A 23,799-nucleotide genomic window follows, 5' to 3' on the forward strand; every position below is an offset into this window, starting at 1 on the left:
AATGCTCAGCCATCAAGGCTCAAGCAGGCATTGAACGTCGCTGAAAGATTCAGCACGCGTACCTGATCTGCGTACGCACTCCCTGAAAGACATCCATTCAGTCGTGCCATCCTCCTTCATGAGGGTGGCACGCAGTAGAGGAATTTCTCATGTGTGGCATCGTTGCCGGTCTGGCTCAGCGTGATATCAGCAAGATTCTGATCGAGGGGCTGCATCGCCTCGAATACCGCGGGTATGACTCCGCCGGCGTGGCGGTCATCGACCCTGCCGGTGAACTGCGTCGTGCGCGTGCCGTGGGCAAGGTGCGTGCGCTGGAAGACGAGCTGCGTGAGGCGCCGTTGTCCGGCGCCATCGGCGTGGCGCACACCCGCTGGGCGACCCACGGGCGTCCTGCCCAGCACAATGCGCACCCGCATCTCTCCAGTGAGCGGGTCGCTGTCGTGCACAACGGCATCATCGAGAACCACGAAGCGCTGCGCGGCGAGCTGGAAGGCGCCGGTTATGTCTTCACTTCCGAGACCGACACCGAGGTGGTCGCGCACCTGGTCGATCGCGAACTGTGCAGCGGTCTGGCACTGCCGGAAGCCGTCAATGCGGTTACCGCGCGTCTCGATGGCGCCTTCGCGCTGGCGGTGATGGAGCAGCGCAACCCCGAACTGTTGGTCGGCGCCCGTCAGGGCAGCCCGCTGGTGGTCGGCGTGGGGATCGATGAGCACTTCATCGCCTCCGATCCGCTGGCGCTGCTGCCGGTGACCGATCGCTTCATCTATCTCGATGAAGGCGACATGGTCGCCATCACGCCGGCGGGTATCCAGGTGCTGGAACGTACCGGCGACCGCGATGAGCTGACTCCGGTCACGCGTGAAGTGGTGCGTTACGAACACAGCGTCGAAGCTGCCGGCAAAGGTGAATATCGCCACTTCATGATGAAGGAGATCATGGAGCAGCCGCGTGTACTGTCGCGCACGCTGGCGGAGCGACTGGACCCGCAGGGCGTGCGTCTGGAGGCCTTCGATGTCTCGCGTCATTCCTTCCTCGCCGCCAGCGCTGGCAACGAGGGCGGCAAGCAGGGCGTGGATGTGGCGCGCCTGACACAGCTGTTCGCCGATGTGCGCCAGGTACAGATCATCGCCTGTGGCACCAGCTATCACGCCGGCATGGTGGCGCGTTACTGGCTGGAGGAGGTTGCGGGCATTCCGGCGCAAGTCGAGGTGGCCTCGGAATTCCGTTATCGCGAGCGCGTCGCGGCACCGGGGACGCTGTTCCTGACTCTGTCCCAGTCCGGCGAGACTGCCGATACGCTGGCGGCGCTGCGCGACATCCAGAAGCTCAACCGTGGAGGCCTGCAGGCCGGTCACTATCTGGCAAGCCTTGCCATCTGCAACGTGGCGGGCAGCTCGCTGGTGCGTGAATCCGACCTGTCATTGCTGACTCACGCCGGGCCGGAAATCGGGGTCGCCTCCACCAAGGCCTTCACCACCCAGCTGGTGGCCTTGATGTTGACCACCCTGGCGCTGCGTCAGGCCAAGGGCGATGGTCAGACGGATGATCTGCTGAGCCGTCAGCTGCTGATGCGCCTCAAGGACCTGCCGCACGTGATCGAGCAATCCCTGGCGCTGGATGGGGAGATCGCGCAGCTGGCCGAGAAGTTCATGCATCGTCACCACACCCTGTTCCTCGGGCGTGGCAGCCAGTATCCCATCGCCATGGAAGGGGCGCTCAAGCTCAAGGAAATCTCCTACATTCATGCCGAAGCCTACGCGGCAGGTGAGCTCAAGCACGGCCCGCTGGCATTGATCGACGAAGATATGCCGGTGGTGGCAGTGGCACCGATGGATGACCTGATGGAGAAGCTTAAGTCCAACCTGCAGGAAGTTCGTGCGCGTGGCGGCCAGCTGTTCGTGTTCGCTGATCCGGAAGTCAGCCTAAAGGCCGGTGAAGGCGTTCACGTCGTCACCGTGCCGGGCGTCTGCCGCTTCCTCGCACCGATCGTCTACGCGGTGCCGCTGCAGCTGCTCTCTTACCACGTGGCCGTGCTCAAGGGCACTGACGTCGACCAGCCTCGCAACCTCGCCAAGAGTGTCACGGTGGAATGATCGTCTGGGGAATCACTCCATGAGATGACGTGGCATGTAAAGAAAAGGGACCGCCTGTTGGCGGTCCCTTTTTTGTGTCGGTTGCTTGTTACGGCAGCCAGCGTGTCAGTAGTCGCCGCCACCATGGCGCCGGTGTTTTCCTGCACGGCGTCTCTGCGTCAGGAGCCGGACGAGGGCTTGCCAAGCAGAAGCGATCACCGCTTGAGAGTGTGACCCAGTGCGAGCCTCCTGCGTTGACATCCCCGGCCTCGATTGCCAGACGCCGCTTTCTACCTGCTTCGCTCAGCTCTTCCAGTGTGCCGAGGGCCAGCTCGATGAAGCCTTCATCGCCCGCTGAATCTGGCGTGTCGTGTGCTGACGGGTTGCGATGCATCAGATCACGCCCTTGATGATCAGATTGATGCCCGAGACCAGCAGAATGGCATAGGCGACCTGGCGCAGACGATTGTCACTCAAGGGCGGCGGGAAGCGGCGCGCCAGCTCGGTGAAGAGCATCACGACGAGGGCGCCCGACAGACCCACGAGCAGCAGTTGGGGCAGGGTGTCGCCGATACGCCCCGGGGCCGCGATGCTGAGGCCCATGCGCACGATGCCGGTGACGATGAAGACACCGAACAGCGTGCAGCGTATGGCGATCAGGGTCATCGGCTGACGATAGAGCACGACCACCAGAGGCGGGCCATTGGCCGCGAACAATCCCCCCATCAGGCCTGACAGCACACCCGCGGTATGAAAGTGCCAGCGTGGCGATGTCGTGGCACGTGGGCCCGGTTGAGCCAGCAGGGCGAGACAGGCGATCAGGATGACGATGCCCAGCAACATGCCCAACAGAGGGGCTCTTTCGCTGCCCAGCCAGACTGCCAGGAAATAGCCCACCGGCAACATTGGCAGGCTGGTGACTAGCAGGCGGCGTGCCAGACGTGGATTGATCTCTCGCCAGTGCCCGCGCATTGCCATCCCGTTGTTGAACAGGCCCAGCAGGGTACACAGCAACGCGGCGCTCTCGATGGGCAGCACATCGAGGGTCGCCAGCAGGCCCATCACGATCAATCCGAAGGCGAAACCGGTCAGGGTCTGGATATAGCTGGCGAGTGCCAGGCTCATCATGATGGCGACAAGTTGCCAAGGCTCCATGAGGTCTCCGTGGGCAAGGGGATAGAACAGAAAGGGCAGGACGGCGCTGGCTCCGTCATGCATGACGCCTGGCGCTGGCAGGCAAGAGAGCTTGAGAGCGGGGCGCCGTACGCGTGCGGGGAGGCCGACCAATGCCTGCCATCATAGCCTGCATCGCGCTCTGGCAGTATGACACTCGCGCAAAGCGCTCACGTTGATGTGCGTCACATAAGGCCGCGGGCATGACGGTCTTGGTCGTGCTGGCTCAATTGGCTCAGTTGGCGGGGCGTATTTCAGTAGTCACTGATTCTCAGTATCTGGCATGAGTTACCGGAGGATTGACGCATAAACGCTCATGATTTCGGCTTTTGACGACAGCGCAGCTTGTTTGGGCTGGGGGGGATTATTAGTCTGTGGTCAACGGTGGGGCAGGAAGTGTCGCCATTTGCTGCCACTTCCTGCCACTTCCTTTCTTCAGAGTGGTCATCCCTTGAGAGATCACCCCTCACGGTCACGTCGCTTACCTGTTCATCTTCAGTGCAGGATCAACTCCTGTCGGATGATCGGGACTCGAGCACTGGAATCCAGGAAATTGCGAATACAAGTCAGTCGCGAGAACTGACCCACTCTTCAGTGCAGTGTGTGCCCTGCTTAGGGGCGCTGGTCGGCTGTGCTGGTCAATGACAGTGAACAATAAAGAAGGCAGGGCATGGAACGCTATACAGGGAAGTCGCCTTACTTTTCCATCGTGACGCCAAATCATGATTCAGGGGATGGTCTTGCGCGCTGTATCAACAGCTTGCGTGACAACCAGGCATCCTATGAACACATCATCATTGATGATTGCTCGACGGATGATGGATTCCTGTGGGCTGAGCGGCAGGCGCAGCAGCAAATCGAGCAGCAATCCTCAGTACCCACGCCAACCGGAGAGGCACCTGACATCCACGGGCGGCTGGTCCTGCGCCGCAACTCCCGCAACATGGGGCCGGGTGGCACGCGCAATCATGGTCTGAGCCTGGTCAGCGGCCGCTATGTGCTGTTCTGTGACGCCGATGATCATTTCGCGCCCGGCGCGCTGGATATTCTGCAGGCGCGCATCGAGGCGTTCGACTCGCCCGAGGCGGTGGTCTTCCGCTACTGCCTGCAGGGCCCCAAGGGCGATCACGACAGCCTGGCATTCTGCCAGCAGGCCGAGGAGCGCCCGCTGGACCGGGCCTTCCGTGACTTCATGCATGACACCATCGTTTCATCCCCTTGGGGCAAGGCGATCCGCGCCGATCTGGCCTGTTCGCTGAGCTTTCCTGATCTGCCCGTGTCGCAGGATGGTCTCTACAACCTGGATCTGTTCGGACGCGCAGAGCGCGTACTGTATCTGCCCGAGGTGCTGTATTACTTCGACAAGCGCAATGACGGCTCTCTGACGCGCAAGCCGTTCAGCAACCAGGAGCTGGACAAGTTCCACCGCAGCTGGCGGGTCTTCGCGGAGCATTATCGTGAGCATTTCGCCGCGAAGCACGGCATGGCCCTGCTGGAAATCCGCGGCCTGCGGTTCGTCGGCGTCAGCTTCATCATGCGCCAGGCGATCAACAAGACGGCGGATGATTCGCGGGTGCGCAAGGTTGTGCTCGACCAGGTGCGACAAGCGTCCTGGTCATCTCTGCGCCAGCTCTCGCTGAAGGAGCAGGCGCTGTTGATGAGCTATGCAGTGAGCCCGGCATTGTCCCGGCAACTTGTTCGTCGGAGTCAATACGCCTCATGAGTACTCGCAAGCATGTCCTGTTCTATACCGGTGCTCAATCACGTACCGGTGGCACCGAGCGTGCCTGTGCCGATACCGCCAACATGCTGGCCGCCAGTGGCGATTATCAGGTCGAGATTCTCAGCGAATATGGCCCGGCGGAGAGCCCCTATCCGCTGCATGACGACATCGTGCACGAATCACTCTATCCCGAGCGCTCACACCTTGGGGCCGTGCGCGGCCTGTGGCTGTTCCTGCGTCTTTTGTGGGTGGTGCTGCGCAAGCGCCCGGATGTAGTGGTGGTGGTCGAAAGCATCGGCTTTTTGCCCTTCCTGCTGCCGACGCTGCTCTGTCGCCGCACGCGCTACCTGTGCTGGGAACACTTCAACGCCACCTCGGATCTCGGCGTTGCCCGCCGTGATACGGCGCGGCGGCTGGCGGCGCATCGTGCCGATCGCATCGTGGTGCTGTCGCATGAAGATCGCCAGTACTGGGAGCGTCTGCATCCGGCCGCGCGCGAGCGCCTCAGTGTGGTGCCCAATCTCAACCCGCTTGAGCATGTCGTCGTCGAGCGTCAAGCGCTTCAGAATCGTGGCGGCTGTGCTGAGCAAGTGGCGGAGTCACGCGGTGGCAAGTCGCCCAAGGTGGCGGTGGCCGTCGGCCGCCTCGAGCCGCAGAAGGGCTTCGATCTGCTGCTTGAGGCCTGGGCGGCGTTGCCGGAGGCGACCCGCGATGGCTGGGTCTTGCGCATCGTCGGCGAGGGCGCACAGCGTGACGCTTTGGCGGCGCAGGCCGAGCGCCTGAAGATCACCCATCAGCTGCAGATGCCGGGCCAATGCCGGGACATCCGGCGCGAATACGCCGCGGCGGACCTGTTCGTGCTCTCGTCGCGCTTCGAGGGCTTTGGTCTGGTGCTGGTCGAGGCGCTGAGCTGTGGTGTGCCCTGTGTCAGCTTCGCGTGTCCGGCCGGGCCGGGCGAGATCATCAAGCATGGCGTCAATGGCTATCTGGTCGCGCAGGGCGACGTGGAGGCCATGACCCGACAGCTTGACGAAGTGCTGGGGGATGAGGCGGTGCTCGACAGGTTGCGCGCCAATGTGGATTACGGCCTGGAGCGCTTCTCGCGCAATACCGTCGAGGCCAGCTGGCGCACGATGCTTGAGGGACTGGAAGCCCCGGCGCTGTTGAAGGTGATCTGATCAGCATGGCGACCGCCTGGATGACGGTGGTAGGCAAGACAGCTAGTGGACAGACAAGTGAGGGCAGCCGCCCTCACTTTTTTCATGAACGACAGCAGGAGGCTATCGCCGTGAGAATCATGCATGTCATCTCGACTCCCGCCTCTGGCGGCGCCGAGGTCTACGTCAAGGACCTGAGTCTGGCGATGGTGGCCGCTGGCCACAGTGTGCATATCACCTTTCTTGAAACCGCCGCGGAATGTGGCCGTGACCTCGAATACGAGCATCGCTTTCTGAGCCAGCTGAGTGCTGGCAATGTCAGCTACTCGTTTCTGGGTATCGAGACACGCCGCCGCCCGTGGCGAGGCGCGACGAGGCTGCGCAGGGAAGTGACGCGCTTCGCGCCGGACGTGGTGCACTGCCACCTGTATTACGCGCTGATGTTCGCCTTTGGATTGCCGCGTCAGTTGCCGGTGATGATGACGGTGCACAGCATCGAGCTGGGCGCGCCGGCCTGGATGTTCCGGCTGTTTGATCGTCGCGTGACGGCCTACGTCGGTATCTGTCGCGCCTGCACCGACAAGCTGGCGCCGATTGCGGCGCGTCCGGTGGTGCAGATCGACAACGCCGTCTCCGGGGCGCGTCTCAAGGCCAGTGGCTGGCGCGAGGCGAATCAGCAGGCCCCGGTGCAGCTGGTAGCGATTGGACGTCTGACCGATGCCAAGCAATACCCCCTGATGCTGGAAAGCTGCGCCAGACTCAAGGCGCAGGGCCTGGCGTTCACGCTCAGGATTGCCGGTGAGGGGCCGCACAAGGCACAGCTGATGGCGCAGATCGAGGCGCTCGGGCTCACTTATGAGGTCAGCTTGCTGGGCAATATCCCGGATGTGGCGGGACTCCTGGCCAGCGCCGATGCCTTCGTCATGTCATCTGCCTGGGAAGGCCTGCCGATCTCGCTGCTGGAGGCGACGCTCAGTGGCCTGCCGGTACTGGTCACCGATGTCGGCGGCTGTGCCGAGGTGGTGCATCGGGTCGGCAACGGCCTGGTGGTCGACCAGCACACGCCTGAGCGCTACGCCGAGGCGTTGGGACGACTGGTGGGGGACGCTGAATTGCGGCGTGCCTTCGCCCGCAACGCGCGCCGTTACGGGGCCAGTTATCACATCGATACCGCGCTGAGTGGGCATCTGGCGCTGTATGGCAGTCACCAACCGGCGCAGGACACCTCGGGGCTGGAGATGACGCCCTGAGTGTCCACAGCGGACACCGAAGTGACGGAAAGGCATGTTCAGGAAAGCCGACCACGTTGCGTCGCTCATGATCGCTGTTGGAAAGGCCAGGGGGTGTCGCTGACACTCCCTGGCCTTTTTGTCCTTGGGGCGTGTCCAGGCGTGGTCGAGGCATCTGCGCAGTATCTGCTAAACGTTTGCGGGGCATATCCAGGAATCTGCGCAGCGTATGTGGGGCTTGTGCAAAGTGCGGTTGGGATTTCTCATTCTGCAAAGATGAGTCAGATGATGGGTTGTTGCTGAATTAACGTAGTTTGATTTCGCAATATGCATTAGATGAGCTAAGGGTAATCTGTCGTCTGTCAGGTACCTGACTGCCAATGATGAGGATTAGGAGAAGCAGCTTAAAGTTACCACCGCCAGTACAATCGTCTCGACGACCTGACAAATCCTTGCTGTTGAAGTCAATTGATTTATTATCAGCCCTGTTGAAGAGGGGACAGTAATGTCGCTTATTGGCGAATCAAATGTCGTCGGTAAAGCGCCAGGTGCTCTTCGTTGCGACGTGCGTCATGTGCAGATCTGTCGAGGTCTTCGGACATGGCCAAGGGAGGCAGACAGCATGCGCCCATGCGCAAGAGTCGAGCGATACAAGCACGATACAAGAGCAGGCCGGGCTTCGCAGATGGGCGGTCAGGCGGGTAGAGGCATCGCTCCAGTGTGCGACTTCGGGTACGGCGAAATGCCTCATGAGAAGGCATCGAGACCCGGGAGTGAGTCTGGAGTCGGGGTCATTGCCGCCGAGTGGTCAGTCAGACCCGAGCTTGCCACAAGACGTACAGGATAGTGCGTCAGCTCAGGCAGAGAATGTCAGTAACTTATTGTATTGAATGGATTTGATGTGCTGGGCGTGATTGGCGAAGCCGCAGGTGCCATGCGCGCCAGCGGCGTGTCCCTTGCCTCAAGGGCATTGAGCGATCGTCTCATTCGAGGTCGCGCGTTACCTGCCAGGTCGGGCAGATGGCGCAGGCGCATCCGGGCGATCGAGCGTTGCACTTCAATCATCGCACCTCTCCATGGAATGCATGCGGGCATGAATTCTCATCCCGTTCTGACGCTGCCGTGCCAGCTGACTCGCCAACGAGATCGACAGATCTCGCCTGCGTGAAGGGGCTGCACGAACCTTCCGTCGACAGTCGCTCCTGACAGGTTCAAGCAACGAGTCGCTTGAGAAGAAATGTCAATAAAAGTGCAAGAAAGAAGTAATCAGTGATGTTGGTGCGATCAATCTTATAAGTATCGGTTAATCAAATGAGTCATGTTGTCTTGATTGATGAGAAAGTCGATCAATGCAATATGTCTCGTGTGTTAGATGACTGGTAGTGAATTACTAAAATACTAATAAACGTTCCATTTCGGAGTTCGGTCATGGGCATGTGTCATGGACACATGCCTGACGTGTGTCCGCGGATATCGCAGGGGTATCGAAGGGCAGGCGTGACCACTCCATGACAGATGACATGTACGCCAACAGGGCGCCGCTATCGGCAGCAGGGGAGAACGCCAGTTCCTCGGGGCGGTAGCGTGCCGAAACAGCGCCTGGCGGTAGCGGTCAGGATCACAGGGGAAGAGACAGGATATGGATATACCGGTCAGAACGACGCTCCGGGCGTTCTCATTTGCCGCCGTGGTATTGGCGATGAGCGGGTGTGCCTTCGCACCCGGTGGGCATATGGATTATGAAGCCGAGGTCGCGCCGCTGACCGACCAGATGGAAGTCACGCCGATCACCCCCGGGCTGATCTCCAACTATCGCGCACGCCCCGCCCAGACCGCTCCCGCGCCGCCAGAGCTGGTCGATGACATCAAGCAGTACGTCTACCGCGTGGGCGGCGGCGACATTCTGGCCATCAACTTGAGCACGCCGCTGGACCTGGCGCAGGAAAGCGGTGTGCAGCGTCAGACGGTCGAGGCACTGACCTACATCGTCCAGCCGGATGGCACGCTGTTCTACCCCTATGTCGGGCGTATCAACATTCGCGACATGACGGTGGATGAGGTGCGCGCCGCGCTGGTCGCGGGGCTGTCCCGTTACATTACCGAGCCGCAGGTCAATGTCTCGGTGGCGCAATTCCGCTCCAAGCGCGTCTATCTGAGTGGCGCCGTGACCGAACCCGGCTTCGTGCCGGTCACGGATGTTCCGCTGACCCTGATCGATGCCATCAGTGCCAGCGGCGGAGTCACCGCACTGGCCAACACCCACGACATCACGCTGACGCGCGACGGCCAGCAGGAGCACCTGAGTCTCTATCAGCTGCTGCAGCAGGGCGACATGCGTCAGAACCGTCTGCTCAAGGACGGTGACGTGATCAATGTGCCGGTGGCGGAAGACCAGAATGTCTTCGTGCTCGGTCAGGTGCTCAAGCCCGGCAACATGCCGGTGGGCAATGAACGTCTGAGCCTCACCGATGCGCTGTCGCGAGCCGGTGGGGTCGATGAGGATCGCGCCAATCCGTCAGGCATCTTCGTGGTGCGTGAAAATTCGCCGGAGTCCGACAAGCTGGCCACGGTCTTCATTCTCGATATCTCGGATGCGACCTCGCTGATGCTGGGAGCGCGCTTCCCGCTGCAACCGCGTGATGTGGTCTACGTGACCGCCGCGCCGGTCAGCCGCTGGAACCGTGTGCTGAGCCAGCTGCTGCCATCCGTGACCAGCACCGGGGCCTTCGTCTCGGTCATCGATGACATCGAGGATTGAGGTCATGTCCCACTCCCGCATGGCAGGTCGCGTCGCGACCTGCCGTATCACCTGCCTGCCGGGCCTGAATCGCTTACTCAAGGCGGCGTCATGAATCAGTACACCTCTCCCATGCCATCCTCTTCTGCACAGCCTGGCAAGGACACCACGCGCCGACTCGATTTCAGCACCATCCTCGCCTTGCTCTGGCATCGACGCTGGTGGCTGATCGGCAGCACGCTGCTGTTCACTCTCCTGGGCATCTATCTCGTCGGCAGTCAGCAACGCATCTACCTGGCCGATTCCCTGATCCAGATCGAGGACAAGGGCGGCAGCGCCAGCCTGCTGGGGCCGCTGGCCGGTCAGGCGACCGGCAGCGATGAGAGCAGCACCAGCGATGAGCTGGAAATTCTCGCCTCACGACTGGTGCTGGGGCAGGCCGTGGAGCGTGAGCGCCTCAATATCGTGGTCTCTCCGGTGCGCTACCCGGTCATCGGCGACTGGCTCTCCAATCGCCACCTGCGCCTGCCGGCAAGCCTCGGCGGGCAGGATTACGCCTGGGGCGATGACACCCTCAAGGTCACCACGCTCGAGCTGAGTGGCCCGTGGCAACAGCAGACGCTGACGCTCGAGGCCCTGGGCGATGAGCGCTACCGCCTGCGGGATGCCGAGGGGCAGGCGATCGTCGATGGCAAGGTGGGCGAGAACGCGCTGGCGGAGGGCATCAAGGTCTTCGTGCGTGAGTTGTCAGCCGAGCCGGGGGCACGCTTCACGCTGACCAGCATCTCGGACCTGAGCGCCATCAACTCGCTCAAGTCGCGCTTCACCGCCGTGCGCAATGGCACCGACACCGGGGTGGTCACGCTGAGCCTGTCCGGCAGTGACCAGACCGCCATCGTCAACACCCTGGACACCATCACCAATGTCTTCCTGCAGCAGAACATCGAGCGGGAATCCGCCGAGGCGGACAATCAGCTCGGCTTTCTGGGCGACCAGATCCCGACGCTGCGTGGCCAGCTCGATGAGGCCGAATCGGCACTCAACGACTATCGCCGCCGTCGCGACTCGGTCGATCTGACCGCCGAGAGTCAGCAGGTGATGGAGAATCTCGTCGGACTGGACAATCAGCTGACCGAGATCAAGCTGCGCCTGGCCGAGCTGTCCCGTGCCTACACCAGCGAGCACCCGGCCTATCGGGCGCTGGTGGCACGTCGTGATTCGCTCAATCAGGAGAAGGCGCGCGTGCAGAAGCAGGCCGAGCAGCTGCCGGCCGCCCAGCGCGAGGCACTCAATCTGAATCGCAACGTCACAGTCAGCCAGGAAATCTATGTCGCGCTGCTCAACAAGCGTGAGGAAGTGCGTCTCAAGAAGGCCGGCACCGTCGGCAACGTGCGCATCCTGGACCCGGCGGTGCTGCAGCCAGTGCCCATCTCGCCGAAGACGTCCCTGATGCTGGCCGTGTTCTGCATGATCGGCCTGATGCTGGGCACGCTGGCCGCGCTGCTGCGGCATGCGATGCGCAAGGGCATCGACACTGCCGAGCAGATCGAGGCGCTGGACCTGCCCGTCTATGCCACGGTGCCGCTCTCCCCGCAGCAGCACAACATGATGCGCCGCGTGCGTCTCAAGGGCGAGAAGGGCGGTCGCGAGATCTATCAGGGGGTGCTGGCCACCTCCCAGCCGTCGGACATCAGTATCGAGGCCCTGCGCAGCCTGCGCACCAGCCTGCACTTCGCGCTGCTCGACAATCGCCGCAAGTCGGTGATGTTCACCGGGCCGAGCCCGGGCATCGGCAAGAGCTTCGTCAGTCTCAATCTGGCGGCGGTGAGCGCCGAGGCCGGCCAGCGCGTGCTGCTGATCGATGCCGACATGCGTCGTGGTCACCTGCATCACGCCTTCCAGCGTACCTCCGAGCAGGGCGGTCTGTCGGATGTGCTCAGCGGTGCCAGTCCGCTGGACAGCGTGCTGTATCACTCGCGCATCGACAATCTTGATTTCCTGGGCCGTGGCGTCGCGCCGCCCAACCCGTCGGAGCTGCTGATGCAGCCCAATTTCGCCGAGCTGCTGGAACAACTCGGTGAGCGTTACGACCTGATCATCATCGACACGCCGCCGGTACTGGCCGTGACCGAAGCGCTGATCATCGGTCGTCACGTCGGCGCCAGTCTGATGGTGGCGCGCTTTGGCATGAACCAGGTACGCGAACTCGAGCATGCGCGCAAGAAGCTCGAGAACAACGGCATTCACGTCAAGGGCGCCATCCTGAATGCCATCGAACCGCAAGCTGGCGACAAGCATGGCTACGGCTATTACAACTACAGCTACGCCTGACATCGTCTCGCTTGGCAGCTCTCATGACGCTTGAATCACGGAGGAGGTAAGCACGATGAGCGGTATACCCTTGTCGATGGAGCACCAGCGGCGTTACTCGCATCACTACGAGCGCTTGCTGGCCAGCAAGCGATTGCAGCTGATCTTCGGGATGCTGGTGGTGGTCATCGCGCCGGCACTGTACCAGGCAGGGTTGAACCAGCTGGTGCAGGGCGACACCCACTGGTGGCTGACCAGCGATGATCAGTGGCATGCCCTGCTGGGCACCGGCGTGGCGTACACCCTGTCGGTGACGGCTGTCAACTGCCTGTCCCGCCTGCCGGGCACGCGCTCCTACCTCTATGTCGTGCCGGCGATCGTCATCTCCTATCTGACCTTGATGATGGTGCTGGGCGTGCTGGGACTTGAGTATTCGCGTCACCAGGTCGGCCTGTCCTTCCTGCTCGCGGTGAGCCTGTGCACGGCCTACTACTACATCGACACCCGACTGCGCCGGATGCGCTTCGCGGTGGTGCCCTACGGCAAGGCACCGGGTCTGTGCACTCGCCCGGGCGTCGAGTGGCTGTCGTTGCGCGGGCCGGACCTGGTCGGTCTGCCGCGTATCGACGGCGTGGTGGCGGACCTGCGCGGTGAGCTGCCCAGCGAGTGGGAGAGCTTCCTGGCCGACTGCACCATCCACCGTATCCCGGTCTATCACGCGACCCATGCCCACGAGATGATCACCGGTCGCGTGCTGCTGGATCACCTCTACGCCAACGAGTTCGGCTCGCTGACGCCGCGGGAAGACTATGAGGTCATCAAGCGCTGGATGGACTTCACCGTCGCCGCCCTCATGCTGCCGCTGCTGGCGCCCGTCATGTTGCTGACGGCGCTGGCGATCCGCCTCGACAGCCCCGGGCCGGTGATCTTCCGCCAGCCGCGCATGGGCTTTCACTGCCGCCCCTTCACCGTCTACAAGTTCCGCAGCATGTACGACGGCATGAAGGGCGCGGGCTTCACCCAGGAAGGCAGTGACCCACGCATCACGCGAGTCGGGCGCTTCATCCGCAAGTGTCGTCTCGATGAGCTGCCCCAGCTGTTCAATGTGCTCAAGGGCGACATGAGCCTGATCGGCCCGCGCCCCGAGTCGATGAATCTGGCCGACTGGTATCGCAAGGACGTGCCGTTCTTCCACTACCGCCATGTCGTGCGCCCGGGCATCACCGGCTGGGCGCAGGTCGAGCAGGGTTACGCCGCTGAAGTGGAAGGCATGATCCGCAAGCTGGAATACGACTTCTTCTACATCAAGCATTTTTCCTTCTGGCTCGATCTGCTGGTGGTGATCCGCACCATCAAGATCGTGATCAGCGGCAACGGCTCGCGCTGAGCGGGTCTTCACTATCTGTAGATGTCTGTAGACGAGCGTATGCGCAGGCGAGTGCGCGGTTTTGCTTTGAAACGTGTAGCGAGTCGCTGCCAGAGGGACTCGGCAGCGACTCGCTGCACCGGGCACTCGTCTGCTGTCAGAGCCAACCTTCATCTGATGTACGAAAGGAGTCGATATCATGATCACGGTGACGCGTCCCTACTTCCCGGAGCGGGAGAATTTCGACCGCTATGTGGATTCCATCTTCGAGGGGCGCTGGTTGACCAACCACGGCCCGCTCGAGCAGGAGCTCACTCGCCGTCTGGAAACCTATCTGGGTGTCGAGAACCTGCTGCTGGTCAGCAATGGCACCCTGGCGCTGCAGATCGCCTATCGCGCGCTGGGCATCGCCCAGATGCCGGGCCAGTACGAACCGGCGGAGGTCATCACCACGCCCTTCACCTTCATCGCCACCGCCAGCAGCCTGAAGTGGGAGGGCATGCAGCCGGTGTTCACGGATATCGACCCCGACACCCTGTGTCTGGACCCGGCGCGCATCGAGTCGGCCATCACGCCACGCACCCGTGCCATCGTGCCGGTGCACGTGTTCGGCAATGCCTGTGATGTCGAGGCCATCGATGCGCTGGGCGCGGCGCATGATCTGAAGGTCATCTATGACGGTGCTCACGCCTTCGGCGTGACCTATCGCGGCAACAGCCTGCTGTCACATGGCGATGCCAGCACCCTGAGCTTCCACGCCACCAAGCTGTTCCACAGCATCGAAGGCGGCGCGATCATCTTCAAGCGCAAGGAAGATCTGGAGCGTGCCCGCAAATTGATCAACTTCGGCATCACCGGCCCGGAGTGTATCGAGGAGCTGGGCATCAACGCCAAGATGAACGAGTTCCAGGCGGCGATGGGGCTGTGCGTGCTGGATGAGATCGAAGGCAATCTGGAGAGCCGGGCGCTTGTCTGGCATGCCTATGCCCAGGCGCTGCGCGGCAATGTCCAGCTGCAGACCCGCCAGACCGGCGCCAGCCTGAATTACGCCTACTTCCCGATCATCCTCGAAAGCGAAAGCATGCTCCTCGAGGTCATGCAGCGCCTGCAGCAGGAAGGCTATCTGGCTCGACGTTACTTCTGCCCGTCACTGGAATCGCTGTCCTTCCTCGGGCGGCCCGCCGCCGAATTGCAGGACGAGGATGTCATCACCCCGCAGATCGTGCATTCCACCGATATCGCCAGTCGTATCCTGTGTCTGCCGCTCTACTCGGGCCTTGAGGTCAGCGAGATCCTCGGGGCGGTGCGCATCATCGTCAATCGCCACGTCAAGGCCGCCTGATCATGAACATCGCGATCATGCAGCCCTATCTATTCCCGCATATCGGCTATTTCCAGCTGATGCATGCCTGTGACGAGTTTCTCGTCTATGACGATGTCGCCTTCATTCCGCGTGGCTATATCAATCGCAACAATGTGCTGCTGGGCGGCAGGGCGCATCGCTTCACGCTGTCGGTGCCCAAGGCATCGCCCAACCGCCTGATCTGCGAGCTCGTCTTCGGCCCGACACCTGACAGCCTGCTGACCACGCTGCATCACGCCTATGCCAGGGCACCGTATTACGCACAGGTCATGCCGCTGCTGCAGTCGGTGTTCCAGCATGAAGACCGCCGCATCGGGGCGCTGTGCAAGTACAGCTTCGAACGGGTGTGTGACTACCTGGGGCTGGAGTGTCGCTTTCTGCTCACCAGCGAGCTTGAGCACGACCGCAGCCTCAAGGCCCAGGACCGCCTGATCGGGATGTCACTGATGCGCGGGGCCAAGGGTTACATCAACAGCATCGGCGGTCGCAAGCTCTACCAGGCGGCTCCCTTTGCGGCCCATGGCATCACGCTGTCATTCCTCGCAAGCCAGCCGAGTGACTATTGCCAGACACCGCGTGATTCGTGTGGCGAGGCGGGGGCAGATATATGCCGCCCAGAGCGTCACGAGGAGTTCGTCGCCGGCTTGTCGATCATCGATATGCTGATGTGGTGTTCACCGAGCGAGGTGCGCGACAGACTCGCCGAGTACCAGCTGCTGCCGGAAGGCCCGGAGCTGCTGCGCGCCGCGGGCAATGTTGCTGGAGACACGGCCTCTGTGCCGGGGCCGCTGGTGCGCGATGTCTCCACCCACTCGGTTCAGGGAGGCCTCGCCTCGTGTCACTGAGCAACAAGACCGCCATCGGCATTCTGTGGAATTTCTCCGATCAGCTATTGCGGCGTGGCATGGCCAGTCTGGTCACGCTGCTGCTGGCGCGGCTGCTGGTACCGGAAGATTTCGGGTTGCTGGCGATGGTGCTGGTCTTTCTGACCATCGCCTCGGCCATGATGGATTCCGGTCTTCAACAGGCCATTCTGCGCATGCCGACCCTCGGGCCGCGTGATGCCAGCACCGCCTTCTTCAGCAATATCGCCTTCGGGATGCTGGCCTACGGCCTGCTGTATGCCAGCGCCCCCCTGATCGCCGACTTCTATGCCGAGCCACGCCTGATCGTGCTGGTGCGTATCGGCGGTATCGTGGTGCTGATCAATTCCTTCGAGGTCATTCAGGGCGCGATGCTCAACCGCGCTCTGGATTTTCGCACGCGCATGAAGGCTGGCATTCCCGGCAGCGTGGTGTCGGGCGGGGTGGCTGTGCTGCTGGGCTGGCTGGGCTTCGGGGTCTGGGCGCTGGTGGGGCAGATGTTGACGGCGGCGCTGGTCACTACCGCCCTGATGTGGTGGTGGGGGAGCTGGCGGCCACGACTGGAATTCGATGTGGTGTCCTTCAAGGCGATGTTCCGCTTCGGCTACAAGATGTTCCTGTCGCGCATGCTGGATGTGGTGTTCGTCAATCTTTACGTACTGCTGGTCGCCAAGCTGTTCTCCGCTTCGGTGGCGGGACTGTTCTTCTTCGCCGAGCGTCTCAAGGAGCTGGTGATCAATCAGCTGGTGACGGCGGTGCAGAACGTGACCTTCCCGGCGCTGGCGAGCATCCAGGAGGACCCGGTACGCCTCAAGAATGCCTATCGTCAGATCCTGCAGGTCATGGTCTATCTGCTGTTCCCGGCGATGCTGTTGCTGGCGGCGCTGGCCGAGCCGCTGTTCCTGACGCTATTGCCCAGCCGGTGGCTTGCGGCGGTGCCTTATCTGCAGCTGATGTGCATCGCGGCCGTCATGTATCCCCTGAGCACGCTCAATCTCAATGTGCTCAAGGTCAAGGGCCGCTCGGACCTGTTCCTCGGGCTCGAGATCATCAAGAAGGTGTTGATCTGTGCGGTGCTGGCGGTGACCTGGCGCCATGGCGTGATGGCGATCCTGATCGGCCAGATCGTGGTGGCGGTGGTGTCCTACATCCCCAATGCCTGGTTCTCGCGGGCGTTGATCAACTACAGCATCCGCGAGCAGCTGGCCGACTTCCTGCCGGCTCTGTGGCTTTCCGCTGCGGTGGCGGGCGCCACCTGGTGGGCCGTGCCTGCGCTGTTGGCCATCTGGCCGGCGCCGGTGGTGCTGGTGGTATCAGGCCTGCTGGCAGGGGCGGCCTATCTGTTGCTGTCCTGCTGGTTGCGCTTCGCGGCCTGGCAATACGGCGCCGGATGGATCCAGGAGCGTCTTTCACAACGGAAAGTGGGGAATACTGCATGTTAGAACTGAGCTATGCCCGGGCACTCGCGACGCCTCTCATGGATGGCACATCGCAGTCGGGCCCCTTGCCTGTGCCGCCGGTGCCTGCCGAGGAAGCCGCCATCATGGCGGAGTGGGAGGGCGATCTCAGCGCCCCGCGCGTCTCGGTGATGTGTTTCGCCTTCAATCATGGCGATTATATTCGCACGGCGCTGGATGGCTTTTTGATGCAGCGTACGCGTTTTGCGTTCGAGATCGTCGTGCATGACGATGCCTCGACCGATGGCACGCGGGAAATCATCGAGGAATATGCGGCCCGTTACCCGAACATCGTGCGGCCGATCCTGCAGGACGTGAACCAGTATTCACAGCATATCTGGCCGATCACCTTCTGCATGCCGGTGATGCGTGGCGACATCATCGCCTACTGCGAAGGCGATGATTACTGGATCAAGCCCGACAAGCTGGCCCGTCAGGTCGCCTTGTTCGACGCCTATCCCGAGGCGACGGTCTGTTTCCATCCGGCGCTGGAGTTCAATGAAGCCACCGGCGAGCACTCGCTCATCTGCCGCTATGCCGATAGCGTGAAGAAGATCTCTGCCGAGGCGGTGATCGGGCTGCGCGGCGCCTCCATTCCGTCACCGGCCTTCAGCTTCCGACGCGTCGACGCCACCGTCGACGCGATGATGGCGTCCTATCGCGGTGCCCCGATCATGGACTTCTTCCTGCAGTCCTACATGGCACTGCAAGGCGAGACTCTCTATTACGAAGATGCTGCCTGTGTCTATCGCCGCAATGCCAAGGGCTCCTGGACATCGCAGCAGCAGGAAAGCGAGGCCGAACAGCGCTATCAGCGCGACATGATCTCGGCCATCGACGTCTTTCATGCCAATACCCGGCACATGCCGCATTCCGACAGCCTGTATATCCCGCTCTATCACTACTTCAAGCAGTACGTGATGGCGCCCGCGAGCCCCATGCAGCGCCTGGCCAACTTCCGCCAGGGGGTCGCGCTGCTTTCGCACATGGACCGCAGTCGGCTGCTGCGCCTCGTGCGCCAGGATGTGATGACCAGGTTGACAGGCACTCGTCGCCGTCGTGTGACAGCCGACAGCGCAGTACAGAAGCGGAAAAGCGCCTGAATGCCCCGATTATCGGGGAGATGAGGGCGAGAGAAGCGTTTGATGACAGGACGTCCTCAATGACATCAAAAAGCGCTGCAACACACAAAAGCGCGAAGAATATCGGCCTCGGGCCGTCGTGAGTCGCAAGGGGACCGCAACATGAATTATCGCAGTTATGCCGATCTGAGTTCGGATATCGCCAGGCAGTTGCCGCGCCTGCAAGCCGGGAATTTCGATCTGATCGTCGGGATCCCGCGCAGTGGCATGGTGCCGGCCTACATGATCAGCGCCATGCTCAATCGAGCCTGCACGGACCTCGATACCTTCATCGCCAACGGCTCGCCCGGCAAGGGAATGACGCGCAAGCTACGTGGTACGGCGCAGAGCGCCTGGGAAAGTCAGCGTGTGCTGTTGGTCGATGACAGTTTCAACAGTGGGGCCTCGCTCAAGGCCTCCCTGGCGCGCATTCCGCAAGAATGTCCCTGTGACATCACCACCTGCGTCATCTATGCCAACCCGGCACCGGTGGTGGGGGTGGACATGTATCTGGTCGAGCTGGAGCACCCGCGTGCCTTCCAGTGGAATCTGTTCCATCACCCGGCGCTGGCCGATAGCTGCCTGGATATCGATGGCGTGCTGTGCCTCGACCCGACATCTGAGCAGAACGATGACGGCCCGCGCTATCGCGACTTCCTGACCAACGCGGCGCCTCTGCATATCCCGACCTACCGTGTGCACTCGCTGGTTACCAATCGGCTGGAAAAATATCGCCCCGAGACGACCGCCTGGCTGGCCCGTCACGGTGTCGAGTATGACCACCTGATCATGCTTGACCTGCCCAGCAAGGAAGAGCGCCTGCGCCAGAACCGCCATTCGAGCCACAAGGCGGATTACTACCGTGACTCCGGCTGTCGCCTGTTCATCGAGAGCGAGGTGGGGCAGGCCACCAACATCACGCGCATGACCGGCAGGCCTGTCTACTGCGTGGATGCCCACCAGATGATGACCCCCGAGTGGGCCTCGATGTCAGCGCAGAAGAAGGGCCAGGTGCTGATGTGCATGTTCAAGCGCATGGCGCGCCGGGTCGTGGCCTGGTTGCCGGCGCCGCTGGCCCGCCAGGCGCGCAGTGTCTATCAGCGACTGGCCTGAACGCAGAGAAGGAAGTGGGGCTGACGATGAGCGCCATGCGCAGATGACATGGCGCTCATCGTGAATTGATTCGATCGAGCCTGGCTCAAGGCAAACACTGGCGAAGGAGTGGCAATGAAGACGCATCGGATGGCGCTTTTGGTCGTGGCACGGCAGATGACCCTCGAGACTCGCCAGATGCTGGCGTTGGCGGCGGGGCTGACGCGCCTGGGGCACGAGGTGGACCTCATCGTGCCCCAGGCCCATGAGGAGTTGATCGAAGGTCTGGCCCATGGGGTGCGGCTGGTAGAGCTGGGCGTGCACACTGAGTTGACGGGCGTGCTGGCCCTGACGCGCTATCTGGCGCGTCATCGCCCGTGTGTCCTGTTGTCCAGCGGCCTGGAAGCCAACCTCAATGCGCTCAAGGCGCGCCGTCTGGACCGTTGGCGCGTGCCGGTGATTGCACATCATGTCGTGTCACCGGCCACTGAACTGGTGGCGGCTGGCAGCAAGGCGCGGGGCCTGAGGCGCAGGATGGCGCTCAAGTATCCGCATGCGGCACTGGTGCTGGTCGAAAGCGATGAAGCCGGCTGCCAGGTACGCCACGAGGGCGGAATCGAGGCCGCGCGCGTCGTGACGTTGCCGTTGACCCCTGATGAGGAGACAGGAGCGCTGAGCGAGCATCAATTGATGCAGTGCCTGTCGTTGATGCTGTCGGCAGCCCAGGTCGAGGGCGCATCTCCTTTCTCGACCCGGGGCTGGCAGGTCAGCAGTGGGGGAGCTGCGGCTGGCCTCGCGCAGTCCTCGTCAACGCTCGACACCTCTGGCGTGGTGAGTCGCCAGGCCACCAGCGCTGATACCGGCGCGTCCGCGCCCCTCATGACATCCGCCAGTCTGCAGGCCGAACTGGCCAACAGCGGCGCACGAGAATAAGTCTTTCCATGGAACACATTCTGCTCGACCTGCCCAACCTGCTTGTCTGTCTGGTACTGGTGATGGTGGGCTTTCTGCGTGGTTGGGTAACGCGCAATGTCGCGATCATCCTGAGTCTGAGTAGTGCGGTGCCGTACCTGTTGAACGATGTGCTGTTCGATGCCGAGTACATGCCGGACCAGTTCCGCTACTGGGAGCAGGTATTGGCCATGCGCAGCATGGACTGGGGAGCGATGGATCATTCCCTGACCGTCTCGGTCTCGTCGGGATTTCTGGCGCTGTTGCCGTTGCCGCTGGCGGAGACCATCACCAGCCTGGGCTTCTTCAACAAGTTCCTCTATATCGGCGCACTGATGGTGCTGATTCGCCGCGGCATCATCTCCCACGCAGTATTGCTCTTCGTGCTGTGCTACCCGAGCCTGGTGCTCTACAGCTCACTGAGCCTGCGCGACACCCTGGTCACCGGCTTCATGCTCGGCAGCTTCCTGCTGGCCATCGAACGTCGGCCGGTGTGGGCGCTGATCTTCCTGTTGCCGTTATGGATCATCAAGTTCCAGAACGCTCTGATCATGCTGATCTTCCTCGGCATCTATCTCCTCTACGACGTCAGCCGTCAGGGCCTGTCGACCAGGCGATTCTGCTGGTTGCTGGTCGGGCTGGCCGCCAGTGTGCTGGTCATCTATCCGCTGGCGGTCGACCAGATCAACTTCTTCCGCGCGGCCATGTATCTGGAAGATGGCGGCAAGATCGAGGATGTGGAAGTCATTCAAGGCTTCGGGGACTTCGTGGTGACGGGAATCCAGGGCGCGCTCTATTTCCTGATCAAGCCATTGCCCTGGGAAGCCGCCAATGTGCTGCAGTTGATCCAGTCGGGAGAGAACCTGCTGGTGGTCGCCTTCCTTGTCTGGCTGACCCTCAAGTGCTGGCAGATCCAGCGTGAGAAGACGCTCTTCTGGCTGCTGTATCTGATCGGTGCCTTCACCATCTATGGGCTCGTCGTCTTCAACTACGGCACCGCGGTGCGCTATCGCTTCCCGTTCCTGGTCATCTATGTGGTGTGCATGGCGCATGACACAGGACTGGTGCGGCTGTGGCAGCAGCAACGCCGGCCTGCGTTGCTGGACTGACCTGCTGGACCGAGCTGCTGGACTGGACTCGACGCCCTTCCTTTCTCGCTGGTGTCGCTTCTCGATCGTTTCGCTTGTCGATGGCCTCTCTTCGGGATGCTGCCGGTCGCGCGGGCTCAAGCTCGCGCATGTTCTTCTTCGCATGACACGCAAGGAATGCCCCATGCCAACACGTGACGCACAGCCCTCCACGGTGGTGCTGGTCTCCAACTCGTCGTTCTTTCTCTACAACTTCCATCGCGGCGTCATCGAAGGGCTGCGTGACTCGGGGTATCGCGTGGTATGCCTTGCACCCACCGATGCGCATAGCGTGTACCTGGTGAACGAGCTCAAGGTCGAGCATCGTGCGCTGGGCATGGAAGGCAAGGGCACCTCGCTGATCGGCGAGGGCAAGAGTCTGCTGGCATTGTTGGGGACATTGCTGAAACTCAAGCCACGCTATGTTCTCAACTTCACCATCAAGGCCAATGTCTATTCGGGGCTGGCCTGTCGGCTGCTCAAGATTCCTTACACCAACAACGTCTCGGGGCTGGGCACCGCCTTCATACATGACAGCTGGCTGTTTCGTCGGGTACGGGCGCTGTATGGCTTCGCCAACCGTGGCGCGCGTTGCGTGTTCTTCGAGAACCGCGATGATCAGCGTCTGTTCATGCGCCTCGGGCTGCAGAAGTCCACACCGTCTGTCGTGCTGCCCGGCGCCGGTATCGACCCACAACGCTTCGCCTTTGCCCCGCAGCCGCAGACGCCACCGCTGACCTTCGTGATGGTCGCACGCCTGATCGGCGACAAGGGAGTACGGGAATACGTGACGGCGGCCGAGCGTCTGCATGAGCGTTATCCGCAGGCACGCTTCTGGTTGATCGGCCCGTCGGGAATCAGCAATCGCACCGCGATCAGCGATGAGGAAATCGCGGCCTGGCGCGAGCGCGGCATATTGCACTACCTGGGCGAACAGCGGGATGTGCGCCCCTTCCTGGCCGAGGCCAATGTGCTGGTGCTGCCGTCGTACCGGGAAGGCATGCCACGCACGGTGTTGGAGGCGGCCTCGATGGGACGTCCGGCGATCGTCAGTGATGTGCCGGGCTGTCGCAGCTCGGTCAAACCAGGCGTTACCGGATGGCTGTGCGAAGCGGCCGATGCCGAGTCCCTGGAGCAGCAGATGCAGGGCTGTCTGGACATGCCGTATGCGGCGTTGATGGAGGCGGGGCAGGCGGCACGCGTGCGTATCGAGCGTGAATTCGATCAGCAGATCGTGGTGCGTGCCTACCTGGGCTGTCTGCAGCACACACTGGATATCGAGTTGCGTAAGTCAGTACTCGCTACTGCGTGAGGTAGGACGCTAACATATTGACACCGTTGGATTTTCGTCAGGAAGATGAAGAAAATCGTTCTCGACGGTTGGGCAAATATCAGGAACTGCTGCTGGATTTAACGCGCATAATGGCCCCGCGAGTGAGAGTGACAGGCGCCTGCCTGGAGAGCTCAATCGGTCGGGACAGTGCTTCTTCTTGCAATGACACATCGCGTGTCGCTGAACAGGCCGTCTCGCTGGAACGCGATCGATCGTTATCAAAGGGAAGGATGCCCGTGAATACCATCAACAGAGAGCAGAATGTCGTCATGAGTGGATATCGTTTCTGCGCCCAATGCGGGGGCGCCAGCGTACATCGCGTAAAACGCCATTGGTGGCAGCGACTGGCCGGCAAGGCGCCGCTCTATCACTGTGAAGATTGCGGCATCATCCATCGCGTCTCGACTGAAGCCATCACTGCCAGCCGGACGAGCAAGCAGGACGCTGAATCGTCTCACCCGATTGCTGACCGCTGATCCTGTCTCCAGGTGCCAGCATTGAGCGATTGAGATGAACCTGGCGCGCCGGCAGTGGATCTGGCTCGTCATCACCCATGCCACGGCGCGCGTTGTACGCCCACCCCGATTCAGGACAAGCGTGCTTCTCAGAAGGCGGGGGTGAGCAGGGCGCGTTGAGCTGGCCTCTCGCATGCTGCCTGGCAGTGCTCGTTCAGCGCTCAGACCGCTTGCCACTCTCGATTTCGAACTCGCTTCTCGAGCTTG

The 23,799-nt window shown here is 61.9% G+C and carries 17 protein-coding genes; 16 read left to right on the top strand and 1 reads right to left on the bottom strand.

Annotated features, from left to right (window positions below):
- Window positions 1-149 precede the first annotated feature (149 nt).
- Complete coding sequence (gene glmS, locus MKZ40_RS03735) at window positions 150-2,096, top strand: glutamine--fructose-6-phosphate transaminase (isomerizing) (RefSeq protein WP_175089482.1); 1,947 nt, start codon at window positions 150-152, stop codon at window positions 2,094-2,096.
- A gap of 372 nt (window positions 2,097-2,468) precedes the next feature.
- Here the strand turns inward: glmS and MKZ40_RS03740 are convergent, their stop codons facing one another.
- Window positions 2,469-3,230 carry a sulfite exporter TauE/SafE family protein gene (locus tag MKZ40_RS03740; RefSeq protein ID WP_175089484.1) on the bottom strand — a complete coding sequence of 254 codons (762 nt, stop codon included), beginning with the start codon at window positions 3,228-3,230 and terminating at the stop codon, window positions 2,469-2,471.
- Window positions 3,231-3,918: 688 nt separating this feature from the next.
- Between MKZ40_RS03740 and MKZ40_RS03745 the strand changes: the two genes are divergently transcribed.
- From MKZ40_RS03745 to MKZ40_RS03815, 15 genes are all read left to right on the top strand, one after another.
- Complete coding sequence (locus MKZ40_RS03745) at window positions 3,919-4,971, top strand: glycosyltransferase family 2 protein (protein ID WP_175089486.1); 1,053 nt, start codon at window positions 3,919-3,921, stop codon at window positions 4,969-4,971.
- On the top strand, window positions 4,968-6,149 hold the full coding sequence (locus MKZ40_RS03750; protein ID WP_175089488.1) for a glycosyltransferase family 4 protein: 1,182 nt from the start codon (window positions 4,968-4,970) through the stop codon (window positions 6,147-6,149). Before MKZ40_RS03745 ends, MKZ40_RS03750 begins: the two co-directional genes overlap by 4 nt.
- A gap of 119 nt (window positions 6,150-6,268) precedes the next feature.
- Entirely contained in the window at window positions 6,269-7,378 is a 1,110-nt protein-coding gene (locus tag MKZ40_RS03755) for a glycosyltransferase family 4 protein (protein ID WP_254627076.1), read from the top strand.
- 1,618 nt (window positions 7,379-8,996) lie between these two features.
- On the top strand, window positions 8,997-10,115 hold the full coding sequence (locus tag MKZ40_RS03760; protein ID WP_175089492.1) for a polysaccharide export protein: 1,119 nt from the start codon (window positions 8,997-8,999) through the stop codon (window positions 10,113-10,115).
- 90 nt (window positions 10,116-10,205) lie between these two features.
- Entirely contained in the window at window positions 10,206-12,425 is a 2,220-nt protein-coding gene (locus MKZ40_RS03765) for a polysaccharide biosynthesis tyrosine autokinase (RefSeq protein WP_175089494.1), read from the top strand.
- Between the two features lie 55 nt (window positions 12,426-12,480).
- Window positions 12,481-13,791, top strand: coding sequence for an exopolysaccharide biosynthesis polyprenyl glycosylphosphotransferase (locus tag MKZ40_RS03770; protein ID WP_254627068.1), 1,311 nt, complete (start codon window positions 12,481-12,483; stop codon window positions 13,789-13,791).
- 178 nt (window positions 13,792-13,969) lie between these two features.
- The gene (locus MKZ40_RS03775) at window positions 13,970-15,112 is read left to right on the top strand and encodes a DegT/DnrJ/EryC1/StrS family aminotransferase (RefSeq protein WP_175089496.1); all 1,143 of its coding nucleotides are present in this window, start codon (window positions 13,970-13,972) and stop codon (window positions 15,110-15,112) included.
- A gap of 2 nt (window positions 15,113-15,114) precedes the next feature.
- The gene (locus tag MKZ40_RS03780; protein ID WP_175089497.1) at window positions 15,115-15,978 is read left to right on the top strand and encodes a WbqC family protein; all 864 of its coding nucleotides are present in this window, start codon (window positions 15,115-15,117) and stop codon (window positions 15,976-15,978) included.
- On the top strand, window positions 15,969-17,438 hold the full coding sequence (locus MKZ40_RS03785; protein WP_175089498.1) for a lipopolysaccharide biosynthesis protein: 1,470 nt from the start codon (window positions 15,969-15,971) through the stop codon (window positions 17,436-17,438). Before MKZ40_RS03780 ends, MKZ40_RS03785 begins: the two co-directional genes overlap by 10 nt.
- Window positions 17,432-18,556: a glycosyltransferase gene (locus MKZ40_RS03790; protein WP_217485851.1), complete on the top strand. Its 1,125-nt coding sequence runs from the start codon at window positions 17,432-17,434 to the stop codon at window positions 18,554-18,556. The genes MKZ40_RS03785 and MKZ40_RS03790 overlap by 7 nt, the downstream gene beginning before the upstream one ends.
- A 141-nt stretch (window positions 18,557-18,697) precedes the next feature.
- Window positions 18,698-19,687 (top strand): phosphoribosyltransferase family protein, encoded by a 990-nt coding sequence (locus MKZ40_RS03795; RefSeq protein ID WP_175089499.1) that lies wholly within the window; start codon window positions 18,698-18,700, stop codon window positions 19,685-19,687.
- Window positions 19,688-19,801: 114 nt separating this feature from the next.
- Complete coding sequence (locus MKZ40_RS03800; RefSeq protein ID WP_175089500.1) at window positions 19,802-20,599, top strand: glycosyltransferase family 4 protein; 798 nt, start codon at window positions 19,802-19,804, stop codon at window positions 20,597-20,599.
- Between the two features lie 8 nt (window positions 20,600-20,607).
- Complete coding sequence (locus MKZ40_RS03805) at window positions 20,608-21,726, top strand: hypothetical protein (RefSeq protein WP_175089501.1); 1,119 nt, start codon at window positions 20,608-20,610, stop codon at window positions 21,724-21,726.
- A 163-nt stretch (window positions 21,727-21,889) separates the two neighbouring features.
- The gene (locus MKZ40_RS03810; RefSeq protein ID WP_175089502.1) at window positions 21,890-23,056 is read left to right on the top strand and encodes a glycosyltransferase family 4 protein; all 1,167 of its coding nucleotides are present in this window, start codon (window positions 21,890-21,892) and stop codon (window positions 23,054-23,056) included.
- A gap of 17 nt (window positions 23,057-23,073) precedes the next feature.
- Entirely contained in the window at window positions 23,074-23,553 is a 480-nt protein-coding gene (locus tag MKZ40_RS03815) for a hypothetical protein (RefSeq protein ID WP_175089503.1), read from the top strand.
- Window positions 23,554-23,799 lie beyond the last annotated feature (246 nt).

Origin of the sequence: Cobetia sp. BMC6 (assembly GCF_029991385.1) — a bacterium.
GTDB lineage: Bacteria > Pseudomonadota > Gammaproteobacteria > Pseudomonadales > Halomonadaceae > Cobetia.